Source organism: Serratia sp. FGI94 (assembly GCF_000330865.1).
Taxonomy (GTDB): domain Bacteria; phylum Pseudomonadota; class Gammaproteobacteria; order Enterobacterales; family Enterobacteriaceae; genus Serratia_B; species Serratia_B rubidaea.
In genome coordinates this window covers 3,431,653-3,454,142 of the sequence record NC_020064.1, presented here as the reverse complement: position 1 = coordinate 3,454,142, position 22,490 = coordinate 3,431,653, and the positions used below count along the sequence as shown (strand labels likewise).

The 22,490-nt window shown below is 62.6% G+C and carries 21 protein-coding genes; 11 read left to right on the top strand and 10 right to left on the bottom strand.

The genetic code is table 11. The features are described from left to right. The first annotated feature begins 132 nt into the window (after window positions 1-132). Together D781_RS15790 and D781_RS15785 are read left to right on the top strand one after the other, a co-directional pair. Window positions 133-999 (top strand): neutral zinc metallopeptidase, encoded by an 867-nt coding sequence (locus D781_RS15790; protein ID WP_015673333.1) that lies wholly within the window; start codon window positions 133-135, stop codon window positions 997-999. Between the two features lie 72 nt (window positions 1,000-1,071). Continuing rightward, the gene (locus D781_RS15785; protein ID WP_041411844.1) at window positions 1,072-3,087 is read left to right on the top strand and encodes a GNAT family N-acetyltransferase; all 2,016 of its coding nucleotides are present in this window, start codon (window positions 1,072-1,074) and stop codon (window positions 3,085-3,087) included. Window positions 3,088-3,118: 31 nt separating this feature from the next. On the opposite strand, the gene D781_RS15780 is transcribed toward D781_RS15785, so the two are convergent. The 6 genes from D781_RS15780 to acrD form a co-directional block, all read right to left on the bottom strand. After that, window positions 3,119-3,307: a YpfN family protein gene (locus D781_RS15780; protein ID WP_015673331.1), complete on the bottom strand. Its 189-nt coding sequence runs from the start codon at window positions 3,305-3,307 to the stop codon at window positions 3,119-3,121. Between the two features lie 2 nt (window positions 3,308-3,309). Beyond that, the gene (locus D781_RS15775; protein WP_015673330.1) at window positions 3,310-3,984 is read right to left on the bottom strand and encodes a M15 family metallopeptidase; all 675 of its coding nucleotides are present in this window, start codon (window positions 3,982-3,984) and stop codon (window positions 3,310-3,312) included. Beyond that, complete coding sequence (gene dapE / locus D781_RS15770; protein WP_015673329.1) at window positions 3,981-5,108, bottom strand: succinyl-diaminopimelate desuccinylase; 1,128 nt, start codon at window positions 5,106-5,108, stop codon at window positions 3,981-3,983. The genes D781_RS15775 and dapE overlap by 4 nt, the downstream gene beginning before the upstream one ends. Further along, window positions 5,105-5,470 (bottom strand): ArsC family reductase, encoded by a 366-nt coding sequence (locus D781_RS15765; protein ID WP_015673328.1) that lies wholly within the window; start codon window positions 5,468-5,470, stop codon window positions 5,105-5,107. Before D781_RS15765 ends, dapE begins: the two co-directional genes overlap by 4 nt. Window positions 5,471-5,696: 226 nt before the next feature. After that, window positions 5,697-6,128, bottom strand: a complete 432-nt coding sequence (locus D781_RS15760; protein WP_015673327.1) for a GNAT family N-acetyltransferase — start codon at window positions 6,126-6,128, stop codon at window positions 5,697-5,699. Window positions 6,129-6,224: 96 nt separating this feature from the next. Then, window positions 6,225-9,359: a multidrug efflux RND transporter permease AcrD gene (gene acrD, locus D781_RS15755; RefSeq protein ID WP_015673326.1), complete on the bottom strand. Its 3,135-nt coding sequence runs from the start codon at window positions 9,357-9,359 to the stop codon at window positions 6,225-6,227. Between the two features lie 221 nt (window positions 9,360-9,580). On the opposite strand from acrD, the gene D781_RS15750 reads away from it, so the two are divergent. Next, window positions 9,581-9,859: a winged helix-turn-helix domain-containing protein gene (locus tag D781_RS15750; RefSeq protein WP_015673325.1), complete on the top strand. Its 279-nt coding sequence runs from the start codon at window positions 9,581-9,583 to the stop codon at window positions 9,857-9,859. Between the two features lie 19 nt (window positions 9,860-9,878). On the opposite strand, the gene narL is transcribed toward D781_RS15750, so the two are convergent. Further along, on the bottom strand, window positions 9,879-10,511 hold the full coding sequence (gene narL / locus D781_RS15745; protein WP_015673324.1) for a two-component system response regulator NarL: 633 nt from the start codon (window positions 10,509-10,511) through the stop codon (window positions 9,879-9,881). 120 nt (window positions 10,512-10,631) lie between these two features. Beyond that, entirely contained in the window at window positions 10,632-12,314 is a 1,683-nt protein-coding gene (gene narQ / locus D781_RS15740; RefSeq protein WP_015673323.1) for a nitrate/nitrite two-component system sensor histidine kinase NarQ, read from the bottom strand. A 475-nt stretch (window positions 12,315-12,789) separates the two neighbouring features. Here narQ and napF point away from each other — a divergent pair, with 475 nt between their 5' ends. The 8 genes from napF (at window position 12,790) to nudK (ending at window position 19,441) form a co-directional block, all read left to right on the top strand. Beyond that, window positions 12,790-13,284 (top strand): ferredoxin-type protein NapF, encoded by a 495-nt coding sequence (napF, locus tag D781_RS15735; protein ID WP_015673322.1) that lies wholly within the window; start codon window positions 12,790-12,792, stop codon window positions 13,282-13,284. Then, window positions 13,274-13,540 carry a chaperone NapD gene (napD, locus tag D781_RS15730; RefSeq protein ID WP_171020799.1) on the top strand — a complete coding sequence of 89 codons (267 nt, stop codon included), beginning with the start codon at window positions 13,274-13,276 and terminating at the stop codon, window positions 13,538-13,540. Before napF ends, napD begins: the two co-directional genes overlap by 11 nt. After that, a complete protein-coding gene (napA, locus tag D781_RS15725) occupies window positions 13,537-16,023 on the top strand; it encodes a nitrate reductase catalytic subunit NapA (protein WP_015673320.1) in 2,487 nt (828 codons plus the stop codon). Before napD ends, napA begins: the two co-directional genes overlap by 4 nt. A gap of 9 nt (window positions 16,024-16,032) precedes the next feature. Then, the gene (gene napG, locus D781_RS15720) at window positions 16,033-16,785 is read left to right on the top strand and encodes a ferredoxin-type protein NapG (RefSeq protein WP_015673319.1); all 753 of its coding nucleotides are present in this window, start codon (window positions 16,033-16,035) and stop codon (window positions 16,783-16,785) included. Continuing rightward, on the top strand, window positions 16,785-17,693 hold the full coding sequence (napH, locus tag D781_RS15715; RefSeq protein ID WP_015673318.1) for a quinol dehydrogenase ferredoxin subunit NapH: 909 nt from the start codon (window positions 16,785-16,787) through the stop codon (window positions 17,691-17,693). Before napG ends, napH begins: the two co-directional genes overlap by 1 nt. Continuing rightward, complete coding sequence (gene napB / locus D781_RS15710) at window positions 17,690-18,139, top strand: nitrate reductase cytochrome c-type subunit (protein WP_015673317.1); 450 nt, start codon at window positions 17,690-17,692, stop codon at window positions 18,137-18,139. The genes napH and napB overlap by 4 nt, the downstream gene beginning before the upstream one ends. 11 nt (window positions 18,140-18,150) lie before the next feature. Beyond that, a complete protein-coding gene (gene napC, locus D781_RS15705) occupies window positions 18,151-18,759 on the top strand; it encodes a cytochrome c-type protein NapC (protein ID WP_015673316.1) in 609 nt (202 codons plus the stop codon). Window positions 18,760-18,868: 109 nt separating this feature from the next. Further along, window positions 18,869-19,441 carry a GDP-mannose pyrophosphatase NudK gene (gene nudK / locus D781_RS15700; RefSeq protein ID WP_015673315.1) on the top strand — a complete coding sequence of 191 codons (573 nt, stop codon included), beginning with the start codon at window positions 18,869-18,871 and terminating at the stop codon, window positions 19,439-19,441. A 65-nt stretch (window positions 19,442-19,506) separates the two neighbouring features. Here nudK and tkt read toward each other — a convergent pair whose 3' ends face one another. Both tkt and tal read right to left on the bottom strand, forming a co-directional pair. Further along, window positions 19,507-21,501, bottom strand: a complete 1,995-nt coding sequence (tkt, locus tag D781_RS15695; RefSeq protein ID WP_015673314.1) for a transketolase — start codon at window positions 21,499-21,501, stop codon at window positions 19,507-19,509. A gap of 17 nt (window positions 21,502-21,518) precedes the next feature. Then, window positions 21,519-22,469 (bottom strand): transaldolase, encoded by a 951-nt coding sequence (tal, locus tag D781_RS15690; RefSeq protein ID WP_015673313.1) that lies wholly within the window; start codon window positions 22,467-22,469, stop codon window positions 21,519-21,521. Window positions 22,470-22,490: the final 21 nt, after the last annotated feature.

Here is a 22,490-nt window from a genome sequence, read left to right as displayed (position 1 = left end):
AAAATTCTGCATTTCCCTCCGCCGCAAACCTTTATACTGTAGTCACTGACAGGACAGGCGATGCCGCGTTCGCTATTGCGGCCAGCCGTCTGATTACCTACGATTATTAAAAAATTCATCTGGAGTTTACTTATGCGTTGGCAAGGGCGTCGGGAAAGTGACAATGTTGAGGATCGTCGCGGGCAGTCTTCAGGTCTGGGCGGCGGCGGCGGTTTCCGCCCGCCGATCCGCGGCAAGGGCGGCATTGTGCTGCTGGTGGTGGTGCTGGTCGCCGGGTACTACGGCATTGATCTGTCGCCGCTGCTGACCGGCGGCGATGTGACGCCGCAAACCCAGCAGCAGAGCGCCAGCATCAGCCCGAAAGATGATGAGCTGGCGAAGTTCACCTCGGTGGTGCTGGCCTCTACCGAAGATAACTGGAAAGAAGTGTTCCAGCGGATGAACAAAACCTACCAGCCGCCGAAGCTGGTGATGTACCGCGGCGTCACCGCTACCCGCTGTGGCACCGGCCAGTCGGCGATGGGGCCGTTTTACTGCCCGGGCGACAGAACGGTATATATCGACCTGTCATTCTACCAGGATATGAAAGATAAGCTGGGCGCCGGCGGTGACTTCGCCCAGGCGTATGTGGTCGCGCACGAAGTGGGCCACCACGTGCAGAATCTGCTGGGTATTGAGCCTAAGGTGCGTCAGATGCAGCAGGGCGCCAGCCAGAAAGAGGTTAACCGCCTGTCGGTGAAAATGGAGCTGCAGGCCGACTGCTTCGCCGGCGTGTGGGGCAAGTACGCCGAGAAACAGCAGATGCTGGAAGAGGGCGACCTGCAGGCGGCACTGAATGCGGCGCAGGCGATCGGCGATGACCGTCTGCAGCAGCAGAGCCAGGGGCGGGTGGTGCCGGACAGCTTCACCCACGGCACCTCCGAACAGCGTTACACCTGGTTTAAACAGGGCTTTGACAGCGGCGACCCGAACACCTGCAACACCTTCGCCAGCCGCTGAACACGCGCTTTTTATGTTGACCGAGATGCCGGCGCGCTTGCGCCGGCATTTTTATATCCGGGCTGAATAGTTATGTTACCGACAATGCAACAGCGCATGCAGCGGCAGGGCATCCGCCGGCTGCTGGTGTTAAGCGGCGACGCCGCCTGGTGCCGTCAGCAGGCGCAACGGCTGATGGCCGCCATGCCCGGCGACTGGCCGTGGTGCGGCGGCGAAGCGCCGCACGGCGCGCAGGCGCTGAACAGCGGCGAGGTGCGCGGCCTGTTGGGGCAGGAGCGGCTGCATGCGGTGTTTGACGCCGGCGACGGGCTGGACGTGGAGGCGTTGGCGCAGCTGGCCGGTGTACTGCGCGCCGGCAGTTGGCTGCTGCTGCTGACGCCGCCTTGGCAGACGTGGCCGCAGCACCGGGATGCCGACAGCCTGCGCTGGAGCGACAGCCCGCAGCCAATCGCCACGCCGCATTTTATCGCGCATCTGCAGCAGCGGCTGACGGCGGATGCCGAAGTCAGCATCTGGCAACAGGGTCAGCCGTTGCAGCTGGCGCCGCTGCCGGCGCGGCCGGACTGGCAGGCGCCGGACGGTTCCCCCACCGGGGAGCAGCAGGCGCTGCTGACGCAGCTGCTGGCGGGTGAGCGCGGCATTTGGGTGTTGACCGCGCCGCGCGGCCGCGGCAAGTCAACGCTGGCGGGCATGCTGGTGCAGCGCTCAGCGCTGAACTGCTGGATCACCGGCCCCAGCCGCGCGGCGACCGAGGTTGCCGGCCGCTGGGCGGAAGACAAGGCGCAGTTCTGGGCGCCGGATGCGTTGCTGGCGCACTGTCGGCAGTCAGACAGCGCGCTGGCCGACTGGCTGCTGGTTGACGAGGCGGCGGCGATCCCCGCGCCGCTGCTGCAGCAGCTGATCGCCTATTTCCCGCGGGTATTGCTGACCACCACGGTGCAGGGCTATGAAGGCACCGGCCGCGGCTTTCTGCTGAAATTTTGCGCCTCGCTGCCGCAGTGGCAGGACCTGAGCCTGCAACAGCCGATGCGCTGGGCGGCGGGCGACGCGCTGGAGCGGATTATCGATGACGCGCTGCTGTTTAATGAACTGCCGCCATGGCAGGCGGCCGGCCAGACGATGGACTACCGTCCGCTGACGCAGCGGCAGCTGTGCGGCGATGATGCGCTGCTGCAACGCTTTTACGCCCTGCTGACCAGCGCGCACTACCGTACGTCGCCGCTTGACCTGCGGCGGTTGATGGATGCACCGGATATGCAGTTTGCCGCCGCCGTGCAGGCGGACGGCGAGGTGGCGGGGGCGCTATGGCTGACGGAAGAGGGCGGCTTGCCCGCGGAGCTGGCTCACGAGGTATGGGCCGGCCGCCGCCGGCCGCGCGGCAATCTGGTGGCGCAGTCGCTGGCGGCGCACGGCGGACAGTGGTGGGCGCCGACCCTGCGTTCCCGCCGCGTGACCCGCGTGGCGGTGCTGCCGGCGCTGCGTCGGCAGGGCATCGCCCGCCGGCTGATTGAGCAGCAGCGACAGCAGGCGCAGGGGCTGGATTACCTGTCCGTCAGTTTTGGTTACACCGAGCCGCTGTGGCGTTTCTGGCAGAGCTGCGGCTTTGAGCTGGTGCGCATCGGCAGCCGGCCGGAAGCCAGCAGCGGCTGCTATAGCGTGATGGCGCTGCTACCGCTCAGCGATCAGGGCGAGCTGCTGTGTCAGGCGGCGCGCAAGCACCTAGCGCGTGACTGGCGCTGGCTGCAGCAGCGCATCGCGCTGACGCTGGAGATCCCCGGCGACGACGGCGATCCGCAGCTCAATGAAGACGACTGGCGCGAACTGGCGGGGTTTGCCTTCGCCCATCGGCCGCTGGAGGCCAGCTTAGGCGCGCTGCAGCGTCTGCTGCTGCACAGCGCGTTGCCGCTGCCGGCGCTGCGTGCGCACTTACAGCAGCTATTGCCAGTGATGCAGTGCGTGGCGCAGTGCCGCGTCAGCGGTCAGAAGGCGTTGCTGCGCCTGTGGCGGCAGGAGGCCGGGCAGGCGCTGTCGCAGCTGGATGAGCAGCATTGCCGCCGCTGGCGTGAATGGAGCGCCGCCCGGCCATAAATAAACAGGGCGCCGTCTGGGCGCCCTGCGGTTATTTCTTTTTCTTTGGCCAGTCGTCTTCGTCGTCCCACTGTGCGTTGTTATCACGGTGCGGCGGCAGTTCGGGTTTTTCGGCCAGGTACTTTTTGACGTCAACGCGGCGCAGTTCCTTAATGCCGCTGACGACCATTCCCACCAGTACCAGGAGGATCACCCACCAGTAATCTGCTAACCAATGCATATTTACACCTTTCCTTCTGCGCGTATAAAACGCGAAAATATTGCCGGCAGATGCTGCGTCAGCCATTCGCTGCCGGCCACGTCCTTATCCTGCCAGGCCGCCAGCAGCAGCGCCGGCGTCAACAGATGTTCCGCCTGCTGCGCCAGCGGACGGTAGCTCAGGTGCCAGGGTTCAACCGCCACGCCGTCGCCGTCTTCAGTAAACGGGCGATAAAAGCCGAACTCGGCCATATGCGCCGTCAGCCACTGGTTCAGCGGCGCGAAGTAGCCGCCTTCCTCATATTCCCACGGCTCCAGCTGCAGCTTCTGACCCGCCGGCAGCAGCGTAGGATCGTAAATATCCAGATCGCTGCCCCAGTGGTGGCGGCTGGCGCCCGGCAGCGCCGACCAGCGCAGAATGGCGGTGCAGCGCTCCTCCGCCGACAGCGGCCCGACGTCTATCGGACAGCTGTCATGATCTAAGACTGGTCGCTCGCCGCGAAATTTGCCATTCCAGATCGCCAGCTGCCGGTCGAAATCGCGGAAGGTGCTGGCGGGCTGCAGGTCAAATCCCGCCTGCGCGGCGGCCTGCTGCATGGCGAGAAAGGCCTGCGCCGCCTGCGGCTGCAGGCGGTGGTTGCCGACCAGCGGCGTCAGATGCTCGGTTGAGCGTCCGGTTAGCATTTCCGGGGTGATCATGCGATCAGTTGCTCCATAATGCGCTGATACATCCGGCTGAGCTGCTGCAGATCGGCGGCGTTCACGCATTCGTTGATTTTGTGGATGGTGGCGTTGACCGGCCCCAGTTCCACCACCTGCGCGCCCATCTGGGCGATAAAGCGCCCGTCGGAGGTGCCGCCGGTGGTCAGCAGCTGCGGCGTCAGCTCGGCATAATATTCAACGGCGTTGACCACCGCATCCACCAGCGCGCCGCGCGGGGTGAGGAACGGCTGGCCGGAAAGACGCCATTCAATACTGTAGTTTAGCTGATGACGCTCCAATAGCTCTTCGACCCGCTGTTTGATGAGGGCGTCGGTCAGTTCGGTGCTGAAACGGAAATTAAACTGGACAAACAGTTCACCGGGGATGACGTTGTTGCTGCCGGTGCCGGCCTGGATATTGGCGATCTGCATGCTGGTCGGCGGGAAGTAGTCGTTGCCGCGGTCCCATTCGATGCTCACCAGCTCATTCAGCGCCGGCATGGCGCGGTGCACCGGGTTGTCCGCCAGATGCGGATAGGCGACGTGGCCCTGTACGCCGTGAATATGCAGGTTGGCGGTGATGGAGCCGCGACGGCCGTTTTTCACCACATCGCCGACGCGGTCGGTGCTGGACGGCTCGCCGACCAGGCAGTAGTCCAGACGTTCGTTGCGCGCCATCAGCGCTTCAACCACTTTTACCGTGCCGTGGGTGGCGCTGGCCTCTTCGTCAGAGGTGATGAGAAACGCCAGCCGTCCCCGATGGTCAGGGTTAGCGGCGACGAAGCGCTCGGCCGCGACCACCATCGCCGCCAGCGAACCTTTCATATCGGCCGCGCCGCGGCCGTACAGCATGCCGCCGCGGATGGTCGGCTCAAACGGCGGGTTGTCCCAGCGGCTTTCATCACCGCTCGGCACCACGTCGGTATGGCCGGCAAACGCCAGCGTTTCGCCTTCACCGCGCCAGGCCCAGAAATTTTGCGTATCTTCGAAATCCATCTGCTCGACGGTAAAGCCGATAGCCGTCAGGCGCTCAATCAGCATCGCCTGGCAGCCTTCGTCATGCGGGCTGAGGGAAGGGCGGCGGATTAACTGTTGCGCCAGATCGATTACGGGGCAAATCATGCGGTTACCTCGGCAATAAATTGTTGGTACTGCTCGGCCTTAAAGCCCAGCAGCGCGTGGCCGTTGCCGTCGTCCAGCAGCGGACGTTTGATGATGGCCGGCTGCGCCAGCATCAGGGCGATGGCCGCATCGGCGTTGTCGCAGGCGTTGCGCTGCGCGTCGTCCAGCTTGCGCCAGGTGGTGCCGCGGGTGTTCAGCAGCGGCTGCCAGCCCAGCAGCTCGACAAAACCGCGCAGCTGCTGTTCGCTCAGCCCGTCCGCGCGATAGTCGTGAAATTGGTACGCCACGCCCTGTTCTTCCAGCCAGCGGCGCGCTTTTTTAATGGTGTCGCAGTTTTTGATGCCGTACATGGTCAACGTCATGGTGTTGTGCCCTTTTTTTGCCACGAAACACCGGGAATAACCGGTGAAAAAACCGCCGTCGGCGGTAAAGCGAGAATTAGCGTTCAGCATGCCGAAAAAAGGCGGTGAGTTCCACCGTACAATGCTCTGAAAGGCGCAGAATACGTGAAAAAAACGCCGTGGACGCCGGCCGGGAAAATTTTGCTAATCCCGCCGGCAAGGTGATTAAAAAGATGAATAATCAGGCTCAGCGCACGTAGCCATTATCCTGCAGCCGGCTGAGCGCCGCGCCTTCGGCAAACACCATGCCGGTGGTCAGATCGTGGAAGCCGTACTTTTTATAGAAGGCCAGTTTGTCGGGTACGGCGTAGATAAATATTTTGCCGAGCGGCGCCAGGTCGTCCATGATGCGGTCCATCAGCTGCCGGCCGTAGCCGCGGCCCTGAAAATCCGGGTGGATCGCCACGTCGGCCAGATAGGCCACTGAAATGCGGTCGCTGATGGCGTGGGCGGTGGCAATCAGCTCGCCGTCCAGGTAGCCCCAGTAGCAAAACGCATTGTTGTGGTAGATCTGCTCGGTCAGCTGCGGGTCGCGTTTGCCCAGCCCGGCGGCTTCCAGCAGGGCCGCCAGACGCGTCCAGTCAACGCGATAGCGCAGTTGGTCGGTGACGATTTCCATGGATGCTCCTTAATGTGCGGTAACGGTGTTGCTGTTGTTCAGTATGCACACAGGAAAATAAAACGGCAGCGAAAATCGCTGCCGTTTCTTTAAGGATTAGCCGTCGCTATGCTCCGCCGGCGGCAGGAGTTTTTGCCGGCCGGGGAAGCGGCGCCGCACCAGCACAAAGAACAGCGGCACAAAGTAAATCGCCAGCAGGGTGGCGGAGATCATCCCGCCCATTACCCCGGTGCCGACCGCATGCTGGCTGCTGGAGCCGGCGCCCTGGCTGGTGGCCATCGGCAGCACGCCGAAGATAAAGGCCAGCGAGGTCATCAGGATCGGGCGCAGACGCATGCGCGCGGCCTCCAGCGTGGCGGCGGTCAGCTCTTTACCCTGCTGATGCAGCTCATTGGCGAACTCGACAATCAGAATCGCGTTCTTGGCGGACAGCCCGATAATCGTCAGCAGGCCGACCTGGAAGTACACGTCGTTTTCCAGCCCGCGCAGCCAGGTGGCGGCTACGGCGCCGATTACCCCCAGCGGCACCACCAGCATCACGGAGAACGGAATTGACCAGCTCTCGTACAGCGCCGCCAGACACAGGAACACCACCAGCAGGGAGATGGCGTACAGCGCCGGCGCCTGCGCGCCGGACAGCCGCTCCTGATAGGACATGGCGGTCCACTCCAGGCCGAAGCCGTTCGGCAGCTGCTTGACCAGCCGCTCCATTTCATCCATCGCGGTGCCGCTGCTGACGCCGTCGGCCGCTTCGCCGACGATCTCTACCGACGCGCTGCCGTTGTAGCGCTCCAGCCGCGGCGAACCGTATTCCCAGTGGCTGGTGGCGAAGGCCGAGAAGGGCACCATGCTGCCGCTGCTGTTGCGCACATACCATTTATTGATGTCTTCCGGCAGCATGCGGAATTTCGCCGCCGCCTGCACATACACTTTTTTCACCCGGCCGCGGTCGACGAAGTCGTTGACGTAGCTGGAGCCCCAGGCGGTGGAGAGCGTGTTGTTGATGTCATCCACGTTTACCCCCAGCGCCTGCGCCTTGCGCTGGTCGATATCGATCTGTAGCTGCGGGCTGTCGTCCAGACCGTTGTGGCGCACGCGCGACAGCAGCGGGCTTTCCGCCGTCAGCTGCAGCAGCTGGTCGCGGGCGGCCATCAGCTTGACGTGCCCGAGGCCGCCATGGTCTTCTAGCTGCATGTCAAAGCCGGATGAGCTGCCCATGCCGCTGATGGCGGGCGGGCTGCTGGCGATCACCCGCGCCTCTTTGATGTTTTTGAAGGCGTCGCTGGCACGGGCGATAATATCGAAGGCCGACTCGCCGGCGCCGCGCTGATCCCAGTCTTTCAGGCGCACAAACAGCCGTGCCACGTTCTGGCCGTTGCCGCCGGGGCCGGCGCCGATAATGGCGAATACCGACAGCACGTCGTTTTTCTCCGCCGTCAGCAGGTAGTTTTCCACTTTTTCCACCACCTTGCTGGTTTGCTGCTGGGTAGAGCCGGTCGGCAGCTGCACCTGCACGGTGAAGATGCCGCGGTCCTCCAGCGGCAGGAAAGAGGTCGGCAGCTTGATAAACAGCAGCGCCAGACCGCCCAGCAGCAGCAGATAAATCAGCAGGTAGCGCACGCCGTGGTGCAGCACACGCGCCACGCCGCGCTCATAGCGCAGGGTGTTGCGGTTGAACATGCGGTTGAACCAGCCGAAGAAGCCGCGCTTACCGTGGTGGTGGCCTTTGGCGATCGGCTGGAGCAGCGTGGCGCACAGCGCCGGGGTCAGGATCATCGCCACCAGCACCGACAGCACCATGGAAGAGACGATGGTAATGGAGAACTGGCGGTAGATGGCGCCGGTGGTGCCGCCGAAGAACGCCATCGGGATAAATACCGCCGACAGCACCAGCGCGATGCCGACCAGCGCGCTCTGGATCTGCCCCATTGATTTGCGCGTGGCCTCGCGCGGCGGCAGGCCCTCTTCGCTCATCACGCGTTCCACGTTTTCCACCACCACGATGGCGTCATCCACCAGCAGGCCGATCGCCAGCACCATGGCGAACATGGTGAGGGTATTGATGCTGAAACCGCAGGCGGAGAGGATGGCAAAGGTGCCGAGCAGCACCACCGGTACGGCGATGGTCGGGATCAGCGTCGCGCGGAAGTTCTGCATAAACAGGTACATCACCAGGAACACCAGCAGCACCGCTTCCAGCAGGGTTTTCACCACGTCGTGGATCGAGGCCTTGACGAACGGGGTGGTTTCATAGGCCACCTTGGCCTCCAGCCCGCGCGGGAAATACTGCGACAGCTCGTCGATTTTGGCTTTCACCAGCTCATCGGTCTGCAGTTCGTTGGCGCCGGAGGCGAGCTTGATATTCATCCCCGCCGCCGGCATGCCGTTGTAGCGGCTGAGGTAGTCGTAGTTTTCGCCGCCTAGCTCAATGGTGGCGACGTTGCCGAGGGTCACCAGCGAGCCGTCCTGATTGACGCGCAGGGTGATGTCGCGGAACTGCTGCGGCGTCTGCAGCTGCGACTGGGCGTTGATGGTGGCGTTCAGCGCCTGCTTGTCGACCGACGGCGTGCCGCCGACCTGGCCGACGGCCACCTGGGCATTCTGCGATTTGATGGCGTTGACCACGTCGGTGGTGGTCAGGGCGTAGCTGTTGAGCTTGTCGGGATCGAGCCAGATGCGCATGGCGTACTGCGAGCCGTACACGTCCATGCTGCCGACGCCGTTGATGCGGCTGAGCGGGTCCTGCAGGTTGGAGACGATATAGTCGGCGATGTCCTGCTTATCCATACTGCCGTCGGTGGAGACAAAGGCCACCATCATCAGCGTGGTGTCGCCGGATTTGGAGACCGTCACCCCCTGCTGCTGCACCGCCTGCGGCAGCCGCTTGACCGCGGCCTGCAGCTGGTTCTGCACCTGCTGCATCGCCTCGTTGGGGTCGGTGCCGGCCTCAAAGGTCAGGGTTACCGTGGCGCGACCGGTGTTGGTGCTCTGCGACGACATATACATCATATTGTCGAGGCCGGTCATATTCTGTTCGATAATTTGCGTAACGGTATTTTCCAGCGTCTGGGCGGAGGCGCCGGGGTAGTTCGCACTGATGCGCACGTTAGGCGGCGCCAGATTAGGGTACTGTTCCACCGGTAATGAATAAATCGCCAAGGCGCCGGTGAGGCAAAGAATGATTGCCAGCACCCAGGCGAAAATGGGGCGATCAATAAAAAAATTGGCCATACAGTGCGAACCTCGTTATGAGTTGTTCTATCTTTATTACGCACCAACGTTGCGTTATATCAGAGCCTGGGAAGGATCCCGAGGCTATTGCACTTTACTCGGGATGGGCAGGGAAAGCGTGGAGAAAAAAAGGAGATAGTGTAAAAAACGGTAGTTAGCGAACGTTCTGCACCGGAGATTACGCCGGATGCGGAAAAATTCCCCCGACGCTGGAGCAAACCATGGAATTAAACCCGGTATTCGCCCGCCGCTTGTACTTATGCTGGCTGATCGACCACAGCGAGCGTCCCAATGTACCCAAACTGATGGCGCTGACCGGCTGGCCGCGCCGGACGCTGCAGGACGTGCTGAAAGCCTTGCCCGGACTCGGCGTAGAGCTGCAGTTTGTGCAGCAGGGCGTGCGCAACAACGATGGTTACTATCGGCTGGAAAGCTGGGGGCCGCTGAATAAAGGCTGGGTTCATCAGCACCATCAGGCCCTGCTTGACGCCATCGCCTGATGGGCCGCGGCCCGCCGCATTACTGACTTTTGTGCTCCAGGTACATCACCGTGGCGGCGACGCGCGAACGGACATCCAGCTTGCGCAGCATATTGCGGATATGCACCTTCACCGTCTCTTCGGAAATATGCAGCTGCGCCGCCACCTCTTTGTTTGACATGCCGCGCGCCACTTCCTGCAGCACGTCCAGCTCGCGTTCGGTCAGTTCGGCGAACGGGTTGTGCTGTTCGCTGCGTGAGGCGAGGTAGCCGGCGATCGCCTCGCTGATCACATTGTTGCCTTCCGCCGCCGCGCGGATATCTTCCAGCAGCTGTTCCGGCTCGCTGTCTTTGAGCAGATAGCCGTCCGCGCCGGCGTCGATCAGGGCGTACACGTCGCTGCGCGCGTCCGATACCGTCAGCACCACGATGCGCGCGTCGACGCCGTCGTCACGCAGTGCCTTCAGCGTATCCAGCCCGGACAGCCCTTTCATGTTCAAATCCAGCAGGATGATGTCCGGCTGTTTCTGCGCCGCCAGCGCAATGGCCTCGTTGCCGTTGCTGGCTTCAGCGACGGTACTGAACTGCGGATCCAGCCCCAGCAGCTGTTTGATGCCGCGTCGCATCAGCGGATGGTCGTCGACGATCATTACCTTATAATTTTGCATCACCATGAAATGGCTCCCTGTCAGGTGTCAAGCCGCGCCGCTATGAGTATCGGCACGATAGGGCTGAATCTTATAAAAATAGAAGTTTTTGGCGCCTGGCGCGCCTTTTTACCGTCAGGCGGTTAATTATGCCGGAAAAGACAAACTGACTTCCGTCCCGCTCTGTTGACCACGGGCAATGCGTAATGTTCCGCCAAGGCGGGCGGCGCGCTCGTTCATGATATTCAGCCCGTAATGGCCTTCCGGCTCATCGAGGCTGGCAATGCCGCAGCCGTTGTCGGTAATAGTGATCTGGTTATCGCCGTCTGCGGCTTTACCGCAGCGGATAACGATATCCTGCGCATCGGCGTGCTTAATTGCGTTGAGCACCGCTTCACGCACGATCTGCAGCGCGTGCACCTGCTGCTGTGCATTCAGCGCCTGCGAAGGCAGCTCACAGTGTAACTGAATCCGCGCCTGGGTCAGAACTTTTAATGGTGCCAGCAGCTGCTGCAGCGCGGTGTTCAGGTCGGCGTCCTGAATACTCAGGCGGAAGGTGGCCAGCAGCTCGCGCAGCTGACGGTTGGCGTCGGCCAGCGCCTGGTCGAAGTCGTCGATGATGCTTTGCGCCTGTGACGGGCCGGCGGGCAGGGTGCGCTTCAACAGCGTCATCTGAATGCGCAGAAACGCCAGCGCCTGCGCCAGCGAGTCGTGCAGTTCGCGGGCGATGGTGGCGCGCTCCTCCATCAGCAAAAACTGCATATGCTGCTTTTGCGTACGGTTGAAGTAGAGGCCGCGGCCGAGCATATTCGCCACGCTTTGCATCAGGTGCGGGTTGGCCGCCTGTTGGCGCGGCTGCCAGCAGAGCTGCCCCAGCGGCTGCTGCTCCTGGCTGATGGTCAGCCGCTGCCACTCGGCATCCTCCTGCGGGACGCCGCTGCTCAGCTGCCAGGGGCTCTGCCCGTCCTGCACGTTGAGCCGCAGGCAGCGGAGCTGTTCGCTCTGGCGCACGATATGCAGCACTTTTTCAAAGGCGTGGCGGTCGATCTGGCCGCTGCTCAGCGCTTGTGAACAGCCGTACATCACCTCCAGCGATTTATTGGCCTGCTGCAGACGTTCGGTCTTCTCCTGCACCTTGTGCTCCAGCGAGCGGTACAGGCGGGAGAGTTCGTCGGACATGGCGGTAAACGCCTGCGACAGCACGCCCAGCTCGTTCGGCAGCGTTACGTCCAGCGGCGCGTGGTTAAAGTCGCGTTGCTGAATCTGCTGGCTGGCCGCCACCAGTTGCCTGAGCGGCGCCACCACCTGTTTGCGCATCAGGCGGATACAAAACAGCACCAGCGCGATAATGGTGATATAGCCGAGCACGCTGAACGCGGCGACGATCGCCAGTTTGATTTCCGAATAGCGCTGCAGCGCCAGCACGAAGTGGTCGATCTGGTTGACGTAATCGACCACGCTGGCCTGATACGCCGGCGCGCGGCCGGCGCGGATATGCTGCTCCAGCGGTTGCCAGGTCTGCTGCAGCGCCCGGTATTTATCGCGCACGTCGGCCGGTACGTAAAAGCGGCTGAGCTTTTGCAGCGCCGGCGCCTGCAGCGACTGATGATAGTGGCGTAGATGCTGCGGCAGCGCCGCGCTGTTCTGCGTCAGGTCATACGCCAGGCGGTAGCTCTGCATGCGCAGCGAACCGGCGATATTCACCGCTTCGGCGTCGCGCAGGCTGTCGGCGACGGTGGTCAGCGCCAGGCCGGTGGAAAGAACCGACAGGGCGACAATGACGATCAGGGCCTTGGCCAGGCTGCGGGTGACGGAGCGTTTAACAAGCAAACACGGATCCTTTTCGGCTAAGCCCGTGGATTGTAGGGAAATATACCCTGAATACTTCGAGTGGCAGGAGGGCGGCAAGGGAAGGAATCCCGCTGAGCTTACGCCGGTCAGTGATTCAGGTGACTGAGCGAAGCCAACGCGCCTGCAGCTTAAAGTATGGCGGGTATAGATATATTTTATTTATATTAAAGCCTATGCATTGCTCGAGTCGATAAAAAGCCCCGTCTTGCCGGATGATTCCCCATATCCGAACGCCTTCTTTCGCTTCTCATTCCTGCCGGCGCTCCCCCCTTCGGTAGTAGCCGGGCGCGCCTACGCTAACAGCCCGTCGGCGGGTTGCTAAACAATATTCCGCACTTATTTGACCTGGCGCAACGAACCCCGCTGTTTACCCCTTTCGGGTGATTATAACCCCCTGTGATTAATCCTATTTTTACCCTGCCAAAAAAACATAGTGATTATAAGGATAAGCAGCATGGCTGGACTGTCGCGGCGCGGATTGCTCAGCGGACAATGGCGTCGTCCCTCCGGTGCACAGCGTCCGCCCTGGGCGCGTGAGGAAGCCCCGTTTATCGCCGGCTGCAGCCGCTGTCACGTCTGTATCGACGCCTGTGAAACCGGCGTGCTGGTCGCCGGCAGCGGCGGCTATCCGGAAATCGATTTTTCCCGTGCGGAGTGCAGTTTTTGCCGCCGCTGCGTCGACGCCTGTGAAGCGGGCGCGTTTGACGCCGCGGCGGACAGGCCGTGGCGGCTGCAGCCGGACGTTGCAACGCGCTGTCTGGCGCTGCAGGGCGTAGAGTGCCGCAGCTGTCAGGACAGCTGCGATAGCGGGGCGATCCGCTTTCGACCGCGCCTGGGCGGCATTGCGCAGCCCGTGCTGACGGCGGCGGTCTGCAGCGGCTGCGGTGCCTGTGTCGCCCCTTGTCCGACCGGCGCCATGGCGCTAACCCGGAGTGAACATCATGAATAACGAATGGCACGTCAGCGGTCTGCTGGTGCAGGCCCGTCCGGCGGCGTTTTCGCAGCTGGTTCCCGCGCTGTTGGCGATCCCGGAGACCGAAATAGCGGCGCAGGATCGCGAACAGGGCAAGCTGGCGGTGGTGATGCAGGCGGCGCACTCGCGCGCGCTGCTGGAAAAAATTGAGTCGGCGCGCAATCTGGAAGGCGTGCTGGCGGTGTCGCTGGTTTATCACCAGCAGGATGAGCAAGGTGAGGTAATGCCATGAAACTCAGTCGTCGAGACTTCATGAAAGCCAATGCCGCAGCGGCAGCCGCCGCGGCGGCCGGGTTGACCATTCCGACGGTGGCGCAGGCGGTGGTTGGCGGTGCGGAAGAGATTAAATGGGACAAGGCGCCCTGTCGCTTCTGCGGTACGGGCTGCGGGGTGCTGGTCGGCACGCAGAACGGCCGCATCGTCGCCTCGCAGGGCGATCCGGACGCGCCGGTCAACCGCGGGCTGAACTGCATCAAAGGCTATTTCCTGCCCAAGATCATGTACGGCAAAGATCGCCTGACGCAGCCGTTGCTGCGCATGAAGAACGGTCAGTACGATAAGCAGGGTGAATTTGCGCCGGTGAGCTGGGAGCGCGCCTTCGATGTGATGGCGGAGAAGTTCAAAGACGCGCTGCGCGCCAAAGGGCCGGAAGCGGTAGGCATGTTCGGCTCCGGCCAGTGGACCATCTGGGAAGGTTACGCCGCCGCCAAGCTGTTCAAGGCGGGGCTGCGCACTAATAACCTCGATCCGAACGCGCGCCACTGCATGGCCTCCGCGGTGGTGGGCTTTATGCGCACCTTCGGCATGGATGAGCCGATGGGCTGTTACGATGATATTGAGCAGGCCGACGCCTTTGTGCTGTGGGGTTCCAATATGGCGGAGATGCACCCGATTCTGTGGTCGCGCATCACCAACCGCCGTCTGAGCAGCGAGCGGGTCAACGTCTCGGTGCTGTCCACCTTCGAACACCGCAGCTTCGAGTTGGCGGATAACGGCATGGTGTTTGCGCCGCAAACCGATCTGGCGATCATGAACTACATCGCCAACTACATTATTCAAAACGACGCCGTCGACCAGGATTTCCTGGCGCGCCACGTCAATATCCGCCAGGGGGCGACCGATATCGGCTACGGCCTGCGTCCGACCCACCCGCTGGAGAAAGCCGCCAAGAACCCGGGCAGCGACGCGTCGGAGCCGATGAGCTTTGAGGCGTTCAAAGCGTTTGTCGCCGACTATACGCTGGAGAAAACCGCCGCGCTGAGCGGCGTGCCGCAGGATCAGCTGGAAGCGCTGGCGAAGCTGTATGCCGACCCGAACGTCAAGGTGGTGTCCTACTGGACGATGGGCTTTAACCAGCATACCCGCGGCGTATGGGCCAATAACCTGTGTTACAACCTGCACCTGTTGACCGGCAAGATCTCCAAGCCCGGCTGCGGTCCCTTCTCCCTGACCGGCCAGCCTTCCGCCTGCGGCACCGCCCGCGAGGTCGGCACCTTTGCCCACCGTCTGCCGGCCGATATGGTGGTGACCAACGAGGCGCACCGCAAGATTGCCGAGGAAAAATGGCGGCTGCCGGCCGGCACCATTCCGGCCAAAGTGGGGCTGCACGCGGTGGCGCAGGACCGGGCGTTGAAAGACGGCACGCTCAATGCCTACTGGGTGATGTGCAACAACAACATGCAGGCCGGCCCGAACATTAATGAAGAGCGGATGCCGGGCTGGCGCGACGCGCGCAACTTTGTGGTGGTGTCCGATCCTTATCCGACGGTCAGCGCGCTGGCGGCGGATCTGATCCTGCCGACCGCGATGTGGGTGGAGAAAGAGGGGGCCTACGGCAACGCCGAGCGGCGCACGCAGTTCTGGCGCCAGCAGGTGCGCGCGCCGGGCGAGGCGAAATCCGACCTGTGGCAGCTGGTGGAGTTCTCCAAGCGCTTCACGGTGGAAGAAGTCTGGTCGGAGGCGCTGCTGGCGCAAAGCCCGCAGCTGCGCGGAAAAACGCTGTACGACGTGCTGTATGCCAACGGCAGCGTCGACCGCTTCACGCTGGAGGAGATCCCGGACGATCAACTGAACGACGAGGCGCGCGCCTGCGGCTTTTATATTCAGAAAGGGCTGTTTGAAGAGTACGCAAGCTTTGGCCGCGGCCACGGCCACGATCTGGCGGCGTTCGATATGTATCACCAGGCGCGCGGCCTGCGCTGGCCGGTGGTTGACGGCAAGGAAACCCTGTGGCGCTACCGTGAAGGCACGGACCCTTACGTGAAAGCGGGCGAGTCGGTGCGTTTCTACGGCAAACCGGACGGCAAAGCGGTGATTTTCGCGCTGCCTTATGAGCCGGCGGCGGAAAGCCCGGATGAAGAATACGACCTGTGGCTGTCGACCGGCCGCGTGCTGGAGCACTGGCACACCGGTTCGATGACCCGTCGTGTGCCGGAACTGCACCGCGCCTTCCCGGAGGCGGTGCTGTTTATTCACCCGCTGGATGCCAAGAGCCGCAATCTGCGGCGCGGCGATAAGGTGAAAGTGCTGTCGCGCCGCGGCGAAGTGCTCAGCACGGTGGAAACCCGCGGGCGCAACCGTCCGCCGAAGGGGCTGGTGTATATGCCGTTCTTCGATGCGGCGCAGCTGGTGAACAACTTGACGCTGGACGCCACCGATCCGTTATCCAAGGAAACCGACTTCAAGAAGTGCGCGGTCAAACTGGAGAAGGCGTAAGGGCTGCCTATGAGCCGGCAACGAGACAAAGCCCCGGCGCGTCGCCGCTTCCTGCGGGATGCGGCGCGCAGCGCCGCCGGGCTGGCAGGGATTGCGGCGCTGCTGGGGTTACAGCAGCGTCAGTCGCAGGCGCGCGACGGTCTGGCGCTGCGTCCGCCGGGGGCGCTGGCGGAAGGGGATTTTGTCAACGCCTGCATCCGCTGCGGCCAATGCGTGCAGGCCTGTCCGTATCAGACGCTGAAGCTGGCGACCTTGCTGTCGCCGCTGGCGGCGGGCACGCCGTACTTTGTCGCGCGCGACGTGCCCTGTGAAATGTGTGAAGACATTCCCTGCGTGGCGGCCTGCCCGAGCGGCGCGCTCGATCCGCAACTGAGCGATATCGATCAGGCGCGGATGGGGCTGGCGGTGCTGCTGGATCATGAAAACTGCCTTAACTGGCAGGGGCTGCGCTGCGATGTCTGCTACCGCGTCTGTCCACAGATTGACGCCGCCATCACGCTGGAGCTGCAGCGCAACCCGCGCACCGGCAAGCATGCGCTGTTTTTACCGACGGTGCACAGCGATGCCTGCACCGGCTGCGGCAAGTGCGAGCAGGCCTGCGTGCTGGAGGAGGCGGCGATTAAGGTGCTGCCGCTGTCGCTGGCGCGCGGTCAACTGGGCGGCCACTACCGCTGGGGCTGGCAGGAGAAACAGCGCGCCGGCCAGGCGCTGGTGCCGGAAGGCGGCCAGCTGCCGGCGCACGGCGTCGGGGAGGGGAAATAATGGCGAATCCGGTTGCTCAGGCCGGCCGCGATGCACGTCTGCGTCACGGCTGGTGGCGCAGTCACCGCTTTTTGATCCTGCGGCGCTGCAGCCAGCTGCTGATTTTACTGATGTTTCTGTCCGGCCCGCTGTGGGGCGTGTGGATCCTGCGCGGCAACTACAGCGCCAGCCTGCTGCTTGACACCGTGCCGCTCACCGATCCGCTGATGATGCTGGAAAGCCTGCTGGCCGGGCAGTGGCCGGCCTGGCTGGCCTGGGTCGGCGCGGCGGTGGTGCTGACGTACGCCCTGATCGGCAACCGGGTGTTCTGCGGCTGGGTATGCCCGCTGAATCCGCTGACCGATCTGGCGGCCTGGCTGCGGCGACGGCTGGGACTGCGCCAGTCCGCCACGCTGTCGCGCCGGCTGCGTTACGGCATTTTGCTGATGGTGCTGGTAGGCAGCGCGCTCAGCGGCAGCCTGCTGTGGGAGTGGGTCAACCCGGTGGCGCTCACCGGGCGCGGCCTGATTCACGGCGCCGCCGGCGATGCCGTCGGTTGGCTGCGCGGGCTGGCAGTGGCGTTTGGCGCCGGCGTCTGGCTGCTGCTGGCGCTGTTTCTGTTCGACCTGCTGGTGGTGGAGCACGGCTGGTGCGGCCACCTGTGCCCGGTCGGCGCGATGTACGGCGTGATTGGCAGCCAGGGCGTCATGCAGATCAGCGCGCAGCGGCGGGAGCAATGCACCCGCTGTATGGACTGTTTCCACGTCTGCCCTGAGGCGCAGATCCTGCGCGAGCCGCTGTTGTCGCCCGACGCCCCGCCGCAGGTAGCCAGCGATGCCTGCATCGCCTGCGGGCGCTGCATCGATGTCTGCGCGGAAAACGTATTCACAATAACAAGCAAATTTCATTCTTCGGGAGCCAAAAAATGAACAGCACCGTACTGAAAAAGCGCGGGGCCCTGTGGGCGGCGCTGATGTCTCTGGCCGTGGCCGGTTTCGCCTTTGCCGCCGGCGATGTCGATCTCAGCCAGTCGCCGGAGGTCTCCGCCACCGCCGAAGGGCAGATCACCATGCCCAAGCAGCAAGAGCGCATGGCGCTTAACTATGTCAATCAGCCGCCGATGATCCCGCACAGCATCGACGGCTATCAGGTGAGTAAAAATACCAACCGCTGTCTGCAGTGCCACGGCGTTGAGCATTACCGCACCACCGGCGCGCCGCGCATCAGCCCGACGCACTTTATCGACAGCGACGGCAAGGTGCGTGGCGACGTCGCGCCACGTCGCTATTTCTGCCTGCAGTGCCATGTGCCGCAAACCGACGCGGCGCCGATTGTCGGCAACAACTTTGAGCCGTTGCCCGGCTTTGGCAAATAACCGGAGGAACTATGGCCGAACATAATACCGATAAGAAACCGGGGCCGATCCGCCGTCTGTGGCAGTGGTGGCGCAGGCCGAGCCGGCTGGCGCTGGGCACTTTGCTGCTGCTGGGCTTTGTCGCCGGGATCCTGTTCTGGGGCGGTTTCAACACCGGGATGGAGGTGGCGAACACCGAGCAGTTCTGCATCAGCTGCCATGAAATGCGTGAAAACGTGTATGAAGAGTATATGGAGACCGTGCACTACAATAACCGCAGCGGGGTGCGCGCCACCTGTCCGGATTGCCACGTGCCGCATGAGTGGGGGCCGAAAATGCTGCGTAAGCTGAAGGCCAGTAAGGAGCTGTACGCCAAGATATTCGGCCTGATCGATACGCCGCAGAAGTTTGAAAGCCACCGTCTGGCGATGGCGAGCAACGAGTGGGCGCGTATGAAAGCCAATAATTCGCAGGAGTGCCGCAACTGCCATAACTTCGACTATATGGATTTCACCGCGCAAAAAACCGTGGCGGCCAAAATGCATGACAAGGCGATTAGCGAAGGGAAAACCTGTATCGACTGCCATAAGGGCATCGCCCATAAACTGCCGGATATGCGCGAGGTGCCAAACGGTTTTTAAGCGCTTTATCGTGCTGAACCCCGCTTAGGCGGGGTTTTTTATGAGGCGTTTTTTGCTACCGTAGCGACGTGAAATTTTGCAGCAATGAAAAGTGACCAAAGAAGGGTGTATGTCCGCAATAATAGGGAATGTAAAAAAAGAACTGTTAGCCGACAGTTGGTCGGTGCTTAATAAATATACTTTTGATTTACAGCGTAAAAACGGCGGCGTCGTTCAGCAGGTGCGGGAAGTGTATGACCGCGGCAACGGCGCGACGATTTTGTTATACAACCGGGAGAAGGGCAGCGTTGTGCTGATTAATCAGTTCCGCATGCCAACCTACGTCAACGGCAATGAGAGCGGTATGCTGCTGGAAGCCTGCGCCGGCCTGTTGGAGGGAGATGCGCCGGAATACTGCGTGCGTCGTGAAGCGATGGAAGAAACCGGTTTTCAGGTGGATAAGGCGCAAAAGGTATTTGAGGCCTATATGTCACCGGGCGGCGTGACCGAGATCGTCCATTTCTTTATCGCTGAATATCGTGACGAACAGCGCCGTACGGTCGGCGGCGGTATTGAGGATGAGGATATTGAGGTGGTCGAGCTGCCGTTTAGTGAAGCCATCGCCATGATCGCCGACGGCCGTATCAAGGACGGCAAGACCATTATGCTGCTGCAGTATCTGCAACTGCATAAGCTGATGTAAGGCACGTTTGCCGGTAACGAAAAAGGCGCCGCGAGGGCGCCTTTATTATGGCTATAATCCGCCGGTTACTTCAGCAGCGCCTGAGCCTGCGCCACCACGTTCTCCACGGTGAAGCCGAACTCCTTGAACAGCTGGTCCGCCGGTGCCGACTCGCCGAAGGTGGTCATGCCCACCACCGCGCCGTTCAGGCCGGTGTACTTCAGCCAGTAGTCCGCAATGCCCGCTTCAATCGCCACCCGCGCCGTTACCGCCGCCGGCAGCACCGCTTCGCGGTAGGCCGCATCCTGCTTGTCGAACGCGTCGGTTGACGGCATCGACACCACGCGCGCCTTGCGGCCCGCCGCGCTCAGCTGACCCGCCGCCTCGACCGCCAGCTCCACTTCCGAGCCGGTGGCAATCAGGATAACGTCCGGCGTGCCGTCGCAGTCCTGCAGCACGTAGGCGCCGCGATACACGTTCGCCAGCTGCTCTGCGCTGCGCGGCTGCTGCGCCAGGTTCTGACGCGAGAAAATCAGCGCCGTCGGGCCGTCGTTGCGCTCGATGGCGTACTGCCAGGCAATCGCCGACTCTACCTGGTCGCACGGACGCCAGGTGCTCATGTTCGGCGTGACGCGCAGGCTGGCCAGCTGCTCCACCGGCTGGTGGGTCGGGCCGTCTTCGCCCAGACCGATGGAGTCGTGGGTGTAGACGAACACGTTGCGCTGCTTCATCAGCGCCGCCATGCGCACCGCGTTACGCGCGTATTCCACAAACATCAGGAAGGTCGCCGAGTACGGCAGGAAGCCGCCGTGCAGCGCGATGCCGTTGGTGATGGCGGTCATGCCGAACTCGCGCACGCCGTAGTGGATGTAGTTGCCCGCCGGGTCTTCGTTCAGCGGTTTGGAGCCGGACCACATGGTCAGGTTGCTCGGCGCCAGGTCGGCGGAGCCGCCGAGGAATTCCGGCAGCAGTTTGCCGAAGGCTTCCAGCGCGTTCTGCGACGCCTTGCGGCTGGCGATGTTGGCCGGGTTGGCCTGCAGCTGCTCGACGTAGGCTTTTGCCTGCGCCTGCCAGTCGGCCAGCAGCTCGCCGCTCATGCGGCGGGTGAACTCGGCGGCCAGCTCCGGGAAGGCCTGCGCGTAGGCGGCGAACTTGTCGTTCCAGGCGGCTTCACGCGCCTGACCGGCCTCTTTGGCGTCCCACTGGGCGTAGATGTCCTGCGGGATTTCAAACGGCGGATAGTGCCAGCCCAGCTGCTCGCGGGTGGCGGCCACTTCGGCCTCGCCCAGCGGCGCGCCGTGGGAATCGTGGGTGCCGGCCTTGTTCGGCGAGCCGAAGCCGATAACGGTCTTGCACATCAGCAGGGACGGCTTGTCGGTGACCTTGCGGGCTTCCTCGACCGCCGCCTTGATGGCGTCGGCGTCGTGGCCGTCCACGCCGCGCACCACGTGCCAGCCGTAGGCTTCAAAGCGCTTGGCGGTGTCGTCGGTGAACCAGCCGTCGACGTGGCCGTCGATGGAGATGCCGTTGTCATCGTAGAAGGCGGTCAGCTTGCCGAGCTTGAGGGTGCCGGCCAGGGAGCAGACTTCGTGGGAGATGCCTTCCATCATGCAGCCGTCGCCCATAAAGACGTAGGTGTTGTGGTCGACAATGTCATGGCCGGGACGGTTGAACTGGGCGGCCAGGGTGCGTTCGGCGATGGCGAAGCCGACGGCGTTGGCGATGCCCTGGCCGAGAGGACCGGTGGTGGTCTCGACGCCGGCGGTGTAGCCGTACTCAGGGTGGCCCGGGGTTTTGGAGTGCAGCTGACGGAAGTTTTCCAGCTCGCGCATCGGCAGGTCGTAGCCGGTGAGATGCAGGAGGCTGTAAATCAACATGGAGCCATGGCCGTTGGAGAGGACGAAGCGGTCGCGGTCGGCCCAGTGCGGGTTGGTGGGGTTGTGGCTGAGGTAGTCGCGCCACAGGACTTCGGCGATATCGGCCATACCCATCGGGGCGCCCGGGTGACCGGATTTTGCTTTTTGTACGGCATCCATGCTGAGGGCGCGGATGGCGTTGGCTAATTCTTTGCGTGAAGACATAGTAAAGCTCCGGATAATTACAGTTCTGCGGCCAGCATGTCTTCCAGCTTCTGCTGGTCAACGGCGAACAGGCGGATGCCCTCGGCCAGTTTTTCTACCGCCATCGCGTCCTGATTATGCAGCCAGCGGAATTCTGCTTCGGCCAGCGGTGCCGGCTGATGGAAACCTTCGGTGGACGGCGTTAGTTTGCGCTCAACCGGCTGTTCGCTGTGCTTCAGCTGTTCCAGCAGGTTTGGCGCGATGGTCAGGCGGTCGCAGCCGGCCAGCGCCAGGATCTGCTCAACCTTGCGGAAGCTAGCGCCCATGATCACGGTCTGATAGCGGTGCTGTTTATAGTATTCATAGATATCACGCACGGACTTCACGCCCGGATCCTGCTCGACGTCGTAGTCGGCGCTCGGCTGTTTTGCCTGATACCAGTCATAGATACGGCCGACGAACGGCGAGATCAGGTACACGCCGGCTTCGGCGCAGGCGCGGGCCTGGGCGAAGGAGAACAGCAGCGTCAGGTTGGTGTTGATGCCTTCTTTTTCCAGCTCTTCCGCCGCCTTGATGCCTTCCCAGGTGGCGGCCAGTTTGATCAGGATGCGCGACTTATCGATCCCTTGCTCCTGATACATGGCGATCAGCTTGCGCGCCTTGGTGACGCACATACCACGGTCGAAGGACAGGCGGGCGTCCACTTCGGTGGAGATGCGGCCCGGCACGCTTTTCAGAATTTCGACGCCGATATTGACCGCCAGTTTGTCACAGGCGTTGATCAGCTGGATTTCTTTATTGCCGCCCTGCTGGCGCGCGTAGGACAGCGCTTCGGTAATCAGCGCCTTGTACTGCGGCAGCGCTGCGGCTTTCAGGATCAGTGAAGGGTTGGTGGTTGCATCTTCCGGTTCGAACTGGCGAATGGACTCAATGTCGCCGCTGTCGGCAACCACTACGGTTAACTGCTTGAGTGCGTCTAATTGGTTCATGTATAGCTCCTTGATTTACCC